Annotated in this window: 11 protein-coding genes; 3 read left to right on the top strand and 8 right to left on the bottom strand. The window is 61.0% G+C overall.

The features are described from left to right. Positions 1–191: 191 nt before the first annotated feature. From rpsU to ACS5Q1_RS45145, 6 genes are all read right to left on the bottom strand, one after another. Positions 192–494, bottom strand: a complete 303-nt coding sequence (gene rpsU / locus ACS5Q1_RS45170; protein ID WP_473104335.1) for a 30S ribosomal protein S21 — start codon at positions 492–494, stop codon at positions 192–194. A 343-nt stretch (positions 495–837) separates the two neighbouring features. Further along, a complete protein-coding gene (locus ACS5Q1_RS45165) occupies positions 838–1,185 on the bottom strand; it encodes a DUF6481 family protein (RefSeq protein WP_473104334.1) in 348 nt (115 codons plus the stop codon). A gap of 45 nt (positions 1,186–1,230) precedes the next feature. Next, positions 1,231–1,431, bottom strand: coding sequence for a hypothetical protein (locus tag ACS5Q1_RS45160; RefSeq protein ID WP_162820683.1), 201 nt, complete (start codon positions 1,429–1,431; stop codon positions 1,231–1,233). A gap of 107 nt (positions 1,432–1,538) precedes the next feature. Further along, on the bottom strand, positions 1,539–1,748 hold the full coding sequence (locus ACS5Q1_RS45155; RefSeq protein WP_473104333.1) for a cold-shock protein: 210 nt from the start codon (positions 1,746–1,748) through the stop codon (positions 1,539–1,541). A 342-nt stretch (positions 1,749–2,090) separates the two neighbouring features. Continuing rightward, positions 2,091–2,318 (bottom strand): hypothetical protein, encoded by a 228-nt coding sequence (locus ACS5Q1_RS45150; protein WP_473104332.1) that lies wholly within the window; start codon positions 2,316–2,318, stop codon positions 2,091–2,093. 121 nt (positions 2,319–2,439) lie between these two features. After that, positions 2,440–2,649: a cold-shock protein gene (locus ACS5Q1_RS45145; protein ID WP_183450675.1), complete on the bottom strand. Its 210-nt coding sequence runs from the start codon at positions 2,647–2,649 to the stop codon at positions 2,440–2,442. A 186-nt stretch (positions 2,650–2,835) separates the two neighbouring features. On the opposite strand from ACS5Q1_RS45145, the gene ACS5Q1_RS45140 reads away from it, so the two are divergent. Then, the gene (locus tag ACS5Q1_RS45140; protein WP_473104331.1) at positions 2,836–3,531 is read left to right on the top strand and encodes a plasmid pRiA4b ORF-3 family protein; all 696 of its coding nucleotides are present in this window, start codon (positions 2,836–2,838) and stop codon (positions 3,529–3,531) included. Positions 3,532–3,595: 64 nt separating this feature from the next. Then, complete coding sequence (locus tag ACS5Q1_RS45135; protein WP_473104330.1) at positions 3,596–4,945, top strand: ISKra4 family transposase; 1,350 nt, start codon at positions 3,596–3,598, stop codon at positions 4,943–4,945. A gap of 347 nt (positions 4,946–5,292) precedes the next feature. Here ACS5Q1_RS45135 and ACS5Q1_RS45130 read toward each other — a convergent pair whose 3' ends face one another. Together ACS5Q1_RS45130 and ACS5Q1_RS45125 are read right to left on the bottom strand one after the other, a co-directional pair. Then, positions 5,293–6,984: a SulP family inorganic anion transporter gene (locus ACS5Q1_RS45130; RefSeq protein WP_473104329.1), complete on the bottom strand. Its 1,692-nt coding sequence runs from the start codon at positions 6,982–6,984 to the stop codon at positions 5,293–5,295. A gap of 76 nt (positions 6,985–7,060) precedes the next feature. Next, complete coding sequence (locus ACS5Q1_RS45125) at positions 7,061–7,330, bottom strand: helix-turn-helix domain-containing protein (protein WP_473104328.1); 270 nt, start codon at positions 7,328–7,330, stop codon at positions 7,061–7,063. A 523-nt stretch (positions 7,331–7,853) separates the two neighbouring features. On the opposite strand from ACS5Q1_RS45125, the gene ACS5Q1_RS45120 reads away from it, so the two are divergent. Beyond that, a partial coding sequence (locus ACS5Q1_RS45120) for an acetyl-coenzyme A synthetase N-terminal domain-containing protein (protein WP_473104327.1) occupies positions 7,854–8,151 on the top strand: 298 nt, incomplete at its 3' end.

Here is an 8,151-nt window from a genome sequence, read left to right as displayed (position 1 = left end):
ACGCCGCTCCTCCATCTGCTCGGATGTTAGATGCGTCGGCCGCCAAACGTCGTCATCCATCGCGCGCCTCCTCATGAGGATCGACATCACCCTATGTTACACCACCTCCGTGAAGATCATTAAGTGCGCGCGATACTCTGTGCGCCACTTGCAAAGCCTGGACCCGATACGAGGCTCTATCTCGGAACACGCTAAACCTTCGGCTCTGCTGTCGGGGTGGGGGATCCGACGCCGGGAGCAGTCACGGGTCGACGCGGTCCGGCAAAACGAGGTTTGGGTTTGGGAGCAGCGATCAGTCCCTCCCGGATGGCCTGCTTACGGGCCAGTTTGCGGCTGCGCCGCACAGCCTCTGCCTTCTCGCGCGTCTTGCGCTCGGAGGGCTTCTCGTAGGCTTTCCGTGCTTTCATTTCGCGGAAGATCCCTTCGCGCTGCATCTTCTTCTTGAGCACTCTCAGCGCCTGATCGAAATTGTTCTCGCGTACCAAAACCTGCAAAGGATGTCCTTTCTATTCGTGAGGTTCATGCCACCGCAGCCTGTGTGCGGTGGACGATAAACGATGGGTTCAGGGGACTAACTGCCCCGAAACTCGCTCTCGCGGACGGATCTTTCGATCCCGCCTGATTTGATCCGGTCCGAGACCTCTCCAGTCTGATCGGCTGGTATCAGCCGCACAATCTCGTAAGAATTGGCTGAGCTCGTCTGGACGTCAGAAATCCCGGGCTGCTTCAGCCCGACCAGTTGTCGAACTTTGAACTTGTGCGACACCCGGTCAGTTTCCTCATTCCTGATTGAATTGGATTGAACGCAATCATCAGGATGCGACTTGGTAGGAGCCACTACTTCCGTGCTTTGCGGGCAGCGTAACGAGCATCGCGGGTAGCCTTGCGCTCGGCCTCCAACCTGGCCTCGTTCTCTTCCTTCTCGGCGGCCGCACGTGCCTGCTGCTCGGCTTGCTCTGCCGCATGGGCCTCACGCTCCGCGGCAAGGCGGGCATTCTCGGCAAGATGCCTGGCTTCCCGCTCAGCGAGGCGAGCATCCCGCGCGGCGCTCACGGCTACCCGGGCGGCTCGCCGTTCCGCAACCGCCGGATCGTCAGGGCCCGGCCTCTGACGAAACTTGGCGGCCATTGCGTGCTTTGCGTCTCTGGCAGCACTCAACCGTTCGTTAAAATCTTGCTGTTTCATTCCACTCATTGATCTCAATAAGGATGCTTATCTGACCCGTGCCGACTATCGGACACGCCTGATGCTGGTGATAGTGCCTTCCGGCAGGGAGCCTTGCTCTTGCTGGGCTTGGGCAATCACGCCGATAGCCCAGGTATCGTTCGCCTTTGCTGGATCGTCGATCCACAGATAGGCCGTGCGACCATCGTCATAGTTCACCATGAACATGACCGATTTCGCAGGAGGGGCTTTTCGAAACGTGTACATCGCGTCCTCACTTGATTGACCATCGAACGATGGAGCTTCGCAAAGAAAAAGCCGCTCTACCCGGGAGCGGCTTCGAAGAGGCGCTTATGATGTGCGCCCGATCATCCTTAGGCCTTCTGGATGTTGTTGATGGCGACCTTGCCGGAGCGGCGGTCTTCCGCGGTGTCGAAGAAGACCTTCTGGCCTTCGACGAGGTTACGCATGCCGGCGCGCTCGAGAGCAGTGGCATGAACGAACACGTCCTTGCTGCCATCGTTCGGCTGGATGAAGCCGAAGCCCTTCATGTCGTTGTAGAATTTCACCGTGCCCATGATCATGGGGATAACCTTTCGCGGTTGCTGCGGATGCACGTGAGCGAAGGCACGCGAAGCGTGACCTCAACCCGGTTCGTCGATGGTTTGGAGAGAGTCTGAACGTGCGCCTGGCAGTGCCAACAGCGAAACGGCCCGATTGTCCGGCCAAAGTCGATAACAGAGATATAGGAGGTGATAAGATTTTTACAAGAGGCCGCTTGAAAACTGTGACAGAATGGAACTCCCTGGCAAGATTTGCCCCAAAACTCACTAAGAAATATCCTGATGAGAGCTTGAAATCAGACGGTCTTTTCAGAAACGACTATGATCGCAAATAGGAATTCCTGTGCGGAAGCCCGGTTCACGCTATGTGACTGAACGCGTAATCTTTTTGATCGGGATACGGGGGCGGCCGGCTTTCTCGGCAATGGCGTTGTCCTGCTCCTCGATGGCCTTGCGGGCCGGCTCATCGCCGTCGAGCCCGCCCAGAAGAGAGTGTGGAACCCGCCGGTTTGAGCTGCGGGAGCCATCCTCGTAGAAAACGTCGAAGAGGGCATAGCCACTCTCAACGGGCTTTGACTTTTTGCGGGCCACAGTGCGGGTTCCTTTCCTTGGCTCGACGGCTCGACGCGCCAGGATGCGTCGCGTGCAAAAGCGCAGAGGCCGCCTCACATGAGGCGGCCTCTGTTACAAAATGTGTGACCAGAGAGCTTGATCAGGCCGTCTTCAGGTTTGAGGCTGACTCCTTGCCGGTACGGCGGTCAGACTCGACGTCATAGGAGACCTTCTGACCTTCAGCCAGACCACGCAGGCCAGCACGCTCAAGCGCGGACGCATGAACGAAGACGTCCTTGCCACCAGCATCAGGCTGGATGAAGCCATAGCCCTTTGTTTCATTGTACCACTTCACTGTGCCGGTCGCCATGGCGAGTTCCTTTCCCTGTTCATGATCAGGTTAGGCCAAGATGCCTCCGCGCCTTGGCTTGATGAGCATCGATTCTTGGGGAGGGCGTCCGTGCACGAGAGCATGAGGTTTTGTGGGACAGACTGGTAACGGGTCCGCTGTACAAGGTTTTCCGCCAGACGAAACAAAGCTGCGGGGCACCTTCATTTGCCAAAGCGCACCCCATCCGAACCCGGGCTGCCTGATCCTTCCACGGCGCCGAAGGTCCTGCAGTTGAAGGTCTGGCTTCTCGGGATCAGCCCCATGATTTGGCGGCGGGTTCAGGTGCCACACAGTATGACCCTGCGGGAGCTGCACGGTGTCATTCAGGTGGCCATGGGCTGGGAGGGGATCCACCTGTTCCAGTTCACGCTCCACGCCAGGCGGTTCGGCTCCCTGGAGTTGGCGGCCCGGTCACCGGATGTCCCGCTTTCAGAGCTTCGCCTGCGCTTAGGGACGCGCTTTCGCTACGAGTACAATCTCAATGGTCCGTGGGAGCATGAGGTGCGCCTTGAGAGCCGGCATGCGGCTGCCCCAGGGAGACACTATCCCATTTGCCTGGATGGGGATGGATCCTGCCCGCCGGAGGACTGCAGCGGGGTGAACGGCTACTTGGCCCGGCGTGAGGCCTGGACCGCTCCGGAGACCAGTGATGACTTCGCCGTCCTCGCCGATTTCGTTGATCAGCTCGCCCTAAAACGAAGCACGGGCGCCTTAATCGATGCTGAGGAGATCGATCAGGTTCGGGAGGCTCTGGAGCGCCTTGAGGTGCGCCAAGGGTGGCAAGGCAAGCCGTTCTCTCGCAAGGACGTCAACGTGCGGCTAAGAAAGGCCGAGTATCTCGACCTCATGCATCAGCAGTGATGAGGCTGTGAGGTCCGTTGGCCGGCAACGGGTCCTGGCTTCCCGAGAACCCATGGAAGGTCTCATGCAGGTTAGGATCATGCTTCAGATCGTTGGAGACGACGGCACCGTTGGCGACGCAGCGGAGATCGCAATGCTGACGAAGATCACCGAGCGGGCCGAGGATCTCGGGCTATCCCTGGCCGAGAGCAAGGCCCTGCTGGCAGCGGCCCAGCAGCGGATCGTCGAGGCTCAGGTCAACGGCTGGCTCGAGAACCACCGGCCCTGCGCGATCAGCGGTCGCAAGCTCCGGTGCAAGGGCAGCTACCCGATCACCTTCCGAACTCTGCTCGGCGATGTCCGGCTGAAGAGCCCGCGCTACTACCTTCCCAAAGATGCAAAGGTCAACGGTCCGGCAACGATCTCGCCACTGAAGCAGTTGCTCCCCGACCATGTTGCGCCGGAGCGTCTGTATCTCGAGACCCGCTGGGCCTCGCTCGTGCCCTATGCGGCAGCCGCCGATCTCCTGGCCGACGTGCTTCCTATCGGGAGCGGTGTCAACGCAACGACGGTACGTCCCTCGTTTTCGGAGGGCACAGACCCTCGCGATTGGGAGGATCTGCCGATTCCCGATGGACGGATGGTCATTGGCTTGGACGGTGGCTACATCCGCGACTGGCGCGACAGAAAGAGGAACTTCGAGCTGATCGTCGGCCGGTCCATGCCCGAAGAGGGGGAGGCTCGGTACATCGGCTTCGTTCACGGCTATGATCGCAAGCCACAGCGTCGCATCATCGATCACCTCCGCCGCCAGGGCTTCCAGGCGGATCAGGATCTGACCTTCATCACCGACGGCGGGGACGAGGTCCGCTCCCTCGCCGAGCGGATCAGCCCGTGCAGTGAGCATGTGCTTGACTGGTTTCACATCACGATGCGGATCACGGTTCTGCGCCAGTTTGCCCAGGGCCTGGTGCACCATGACAAGGAAGCTGGAATGGCGGCGATTGATGAGTTGCGCCGGATCAAATGGTTCCTCTGGCACGGCAACACTTACCGAGCTCGCGAGGCTCTCGATGATTTGGTGCTCGATCTCGAAGCCCTCGACAGTCGCTATCCCAACCTGCGCAAGTTCAGGATCGCCACGCGGGAGTTCCAGGTCTACATCGCTAGCAACGAGCCGAGCCTGATCAATTATGGCGAGCGCTACCGGTCCGGTGAACGAATTTCCTCGGCCTTTGTCGAGGCGACGGTGAATGCGGTCGTCAGCAAGCGCTTTGCCAAGAAGCAGCAGATGCAGTGGAGCCGACGCGGAGCTCATCTGCTCTTGCAGACCCGCACCAGGGCCTTGGACGGCTCGCTGCGTGCCGCATTCGAGCACTGGTACCCCGGCCTGATGAACGACAATGGCAGGGACCACAGACAGGCCGCGGCTTAATTGCCCCACAAAACCTCATGCTCTCGTCGGCGCTGAATTTGCTCAAGATCCGGCCGCCTCTTGTGGGCACGGCGGTGCGCCAGCTCAATCTGCTGAGGTGTCATTTGGGTCGCGAGTTGTTGCTTCAACGCGCGTGCCCGTTCCTGGTCTGAGTCCTCAGGCAGATTAAGGACGGTCCCGGCAATCTCGGCTAAGGCGTAGGCCTCGATCGGGTCACCAGGGGCACCGTCAACTTAACGCTTTTACTTCCCCTTTCTAGGGTTTAGGTCCGGAGCGGGTCACGCATTTTCAATAGCTTAGACGCACCGGGGAATGGCTGAAAATGCCAGAAGACGGCCTTTACTCAGTTAAGTTAACGATGCCGAGGCGAGGGCCTCCGCCAGGCTCGCTTTGAAGCGGACCCGAGGCGGACGCACGCCATGGGTGAGCAGGACCCGCCGGATTGGTGGTCGGGCACCCGCAATATAGACCGCTGCCTTGTGACGCTGGGCTTTGCGCACGAAGCCCTCGATGGTCGTAGCTGCCGTACTGTCGAGCACCGGAACCGCCGAGAAATCGATGACATAGGCCTTCGGGTGTTCCGCGATGCGGTCGAGCGCCGCGGCCACCGTTGCCGCCGCGCCGAAGAAGAATGCGCCCGAGATCCGATACACCACCACGTCGGGATCGGTCGCGAGCGTGGCGTCATACGGTTCGCGGCCGTTGCCGCTCACCGTATCAGGACGATCCTCTTCTGAGAGAAAACGGGGCTGTTCGACCTCGACCGCCGCCGCCATCCGCTGCAGGAACACAAGCACGCCAAGGCCGAACCCCACCAGGATGCCTTCCGTGAGATCGCGGAAGACCACCAGCAGAAACGTCGCGAGCAGCACCACGGCATCCCCCTTCGAGGCCCGCAGCAGGGTCGCGAACTCGTGCTTCTCCGCCATGTTCCAAGCAACGGTCGTGAGGACCGCCGCCAAAGCCGACAACGGGATGAAGGAGGCGAGCGGGGCGGCCACCAGCATGAACAGGAGCAGGAACACCGAGTGCAGCATCCCTGCCACTGGGCTTCGGGCGCCAGAGCGGACGTTGGTGGCGGTGCGGGCGATCGTGCCGGTGACACAGATGCCGCCAAACAGACCCCAGGCGATGTTCGCGAAGCCTTGCGCCACCAGTTCACAGTTGGAGCGGTGGCGCCGGCCCGTCATGCTGTCGGCGACCACTGCGGACAGAAGGCTCTCGATCCCGCCCAGGAGGGCAAACGAGAGAGCGGCAGGCAGCAGCTCGGCGACTCTCGCGATCGAGAGAGGCGGCAGATGGGGCGCTGGCAGGGATTGCGGCAGACCACCGAAACGGGTGCCGATGGTCTCGACCGGCAGGTCCAGGAGCCAAGTCACGAGAGCGGCGGCGGCCACGGCGATGATGAAGGCCGGCCAGTGCGGACGGAAGCGCCGGATAGCGACAATGATGCCAATGGTCAGAACGGCCACAGCCACGGCCGAGACATTCAGGGTCGGCAGGGCGCCCCCAAGCGCCAGGAGCTTGGGAATGAAGGGCCCGGGCTCCCGGTCGAGCCTGAGCCCCAGCAGCTCCTTGAGCTGGCTCGCGAAAATGATGAGGGCGATACCGGTCGTGAAGCCAACCGTCACCGGGTAGGGGATGAACTTGATGAAGGTGCCAAGCCGCAGGAACCCAATCGCCAGCAGGATTACGCCACTGAGCATGGTCGTGAGAAGGAGCCCATTCACGCCGTGCTGTTCGACGGTTGCGGCCACCAGCACGATGAACGCCCCCGCTGGCCCGCCGATCTGAAACCGGCTGCCGCCCAAGGCCGAGACGATGAAGCCGCCGACAATGGCGGCGTAGAGGCCCCGGTCGGGGGTGACACCTGAGGCGATGGCGATCGCCATGGAGAGCGGCAGGGCGACGATGGCGACCGTCAGGCCCGCGGCGGCATCGGCGCGGAGATCGACCAGTCCATAACGTTCCCGCAGGACCGTGATCAGCTTTGGCGTGAACAGTTCAGCGAAGGTCGGTTCAACAGACTGTGCAGGCATACTGGCGCTTTCTTGAGCCACTGGAGCAACGGAGATCGTCGCCCTGAGGCAACGGTCACCGTCGCGATCACTTGCCTCAGGAGGAGCCGCCGACGGCCTTGGCGTGCTTGAACCGCACGCCTCGCCCGCCTTCGCGGCTCACCGCATTCTCACCGATGAGCTCGATCCCGGCTCGGTCGAACGCCTCGACGACTTTCGTGAGCGTCTCAACCACCCCTCGCACATTGCCGGCGCTCGCTTCCATGCGTTGGATGGTTGGCAGCGAGACCCCTGCCATCGCGGCGAGCTGGCGTTGATCAATGCCGAGGAGGGCCCGGGCCGCCCGGATTTGTGCGGCGGTGATCAATGAATGGCACTCCTTCCATGCATCACATGTCTTCCATGCATCACATGTCATCAATAATCACTGAATCATGATGTCCTAGCAATCAATCCAGATGGGTGATGGGTACGTGTCTGCAGCGTTGCACTTTAATTGCATGACCAGGCTGACCCTCAAGCTCTCCGGATCGGGAGGCTCTCCAGGATCCCGGCGGGTCCTCCCCTCTATGTCACCTGGAGAGGACAGAGTCTGGACCATTGACCTCGGGAGGAGCTCTGAGCCGGTGGCTAACCGGGTCATTCGCCAAACCGGTGCTCTCTCCGACTGTCCATCAACATCGCTTTGCGAGAAAACGTGTGGGAGCGGCCTGGCGACACTCGTGCCACCGCCCCGACCATCATACTTTTTTATAGGTCGCTGGAGCCGTAGGACTTGATCTCGCTCAATTTGGCCCAGTGTTGAACCTGTACGATCAAACGATGGTCCCCCAGCTACAAGAACGACATAACGGGGCTGAGGAGAGGGGGCGGCGAGGAAAGTCAAGCTCATGAATTTCGCAGCACCTGATGCTACGCTACCCATCTACGACGTGCCGGCCGAGTGGAGCCACCGCGCCTATCTGGACGATGCGGGCTATCTCGCGAAGTACGAAGCTTCCATCACGAACCCGGAGGCCTTCTGGGCCGAGGAAGCCAAGCGCCTCCACTGGTTCAAGCAGCCTACCCGGATCAAGAACACCCATTTCGGGCCCGGCACCGTGGCGATCCGCTGGTTCGAGGACGGCGTCACCAACGTGGCCTATAACTGCATCGACCGGCATCTCCACACCCGCGGCGACCAGGTCG

The sequence above is a fragment of the Microvirga sp. GN3 genome (assembly GCF_055792825.1).
This window is presented reverse-complemented; position numbering and strand designations above follow the sequence as displayed.

Excerpts from the sequence above, each read along its gene's own strand:
- ACS5Q1_RS45165 (WP_473104334.1), bottom strand. The coding sequence starts at position 1,185 with ATGAAACAGCAAGATTTTAACGAACGGTTGAGTGCTGCCAGAGACGCA.
- ACS5Q1_RS45160 (WP_162820683.1), bottom strand. The coding sequence starts at position 1,431 with ATGTACACGTTTCGAAAAGCCCCTCCTGCGAAATCGGTCATGTTCATG.
- ACS5Q1_RS45155 (WP_473104333.1), bottom strand. The coding sequence starts at position 1,748 with ATGATCATGGGCACGGTGAAATTCTACAACGACATGAAGGGCTTCGGC.
- ACS5Q1_RS45145 (WP_183450675.1), bottom strand. The coding sequence starts at position 2,649 with ATGGCGACCGGCACAGTGAAGTGGTACAATGAAACAAAGGGCTATGGC.
- ACS5Q1_RS45135 (WP_473104330.1), top strand. The coding sequence starts at position 3,596 with ATGCAGGTTAGGATCATGCTTCAGATCGTTGGAGACGACGGCACCGTT.
- ACS5Q1_RS45130 (WP_473104329.1), bottom strand. The coding sequence starts at position 6,984 with ATGCCTGCACAGTCTGTTGAACCGACCTTCGCTGAACTGTTCACGCCA.